This is a genomic window from Aquabacterium sp. A08 (assembly GCF_011742065.1).
This window is the reverse complement of the sequence record NZ_JAAQQT010000475.1, coordinates 1-971: the sequence shown is the minus strand read 5'-3', so window position 1 is coordinate 971 and position 971 is coordinate 1. Positions and strand designations below refer to the sequence as shown.

1 protein-coding gene is annotated in these 971 nt (G+C 64.2%); it reads right to left on the bottom strand.

All coding sequences use genetic code 11. The features are described 5' to 3' along the window. Nucleotides 1–971 (bottom strand): TRAP transporter substrate-binding protein (locus HA630_RS02705; RefSeq protein WP_371809185.1); only part of this gene is annotated, 971 nt, incomplete at both ends.

The window sequence follows — 971 nt, the reverse complement described above, 5'->3', positions numbered from 1 at the left end:
ACGCCCTTGGCGTTCTTGAGGCCCTTGGCCTCGGCGGCCGCGGCCCACTTGTCTTCCAGCGCGGCCTGCTTGGCCTTCACTTCGTTGACGAAGGCCTGCGGCGCGGCGGTCTGTTGCACCCCTTGGGTGACCTGCGCGCCTTCGCGCGAGGCTTTGTCCAGCGCGTCCCACCCTTGGCCGAACAGGCGGGCCACGTACTCGCCGGAGAGTTTGTCGACCACGGCTTTCTGTTCGGCGGTGAGCGACTTGTATTTGTCTGCGTTCATCAGGAATACGAACGAGCTGTTGTACAGGCCTCCCGGGAAACGCGTGACGTGCTTGACCATGTTCAGCTTGAACGAGGCCAAGGACTCGTCCGGCAGGAAGGTGCCGTCCATGACGCCGGTGGACAGCAGTTCGTAGGACTCGGTCGCGGGTTTGAGCGTCACGTTCCAGCCCATGGCTTTGGAGAGCTCGCTGATGTTGCCGCCGCCGATGCGGAACTTGAGCGAAGCCACGTCGGCGGCCGACGTGATGGGTTTTTTGGTGTTGAAGATGACGCCGGGGCCGTGGGTGAACACGCCCAGCACCTTGGCCCCGCGGTGCTCGCCGATGGGGGCGAAATGCTTCTGGTAAATGCGCTGGTAGGCCACTGAGGTCGATTCAGAACTGTCGCCCAGGAAGGGGAATTCGGCCACCTGGGTGAAGACAAACCGGCCAGGCGTGTACCCGTCCACGGTGAATGAAATGTCGGCGATGCCGTCCCGGACCGCGTCGAAGGTGCCGGGCGGCGCCACCACCGCCTTGGGCAGGATGTTGCACTTGAGACTGTTCTTGGATTCCTGTTCCAGGGCGGCGCACCACTTGGTCTGGCTGACGCTCACGGTGTGGGTGGGGGGCAGCCAGCTCGAGACGGTCAGCACCGTCTGGGCGAAGGCGGTGGCGCTGCCCGACAGCAAAAGGGCACAGGTCAGGGGGCGAAGTGTCATGCG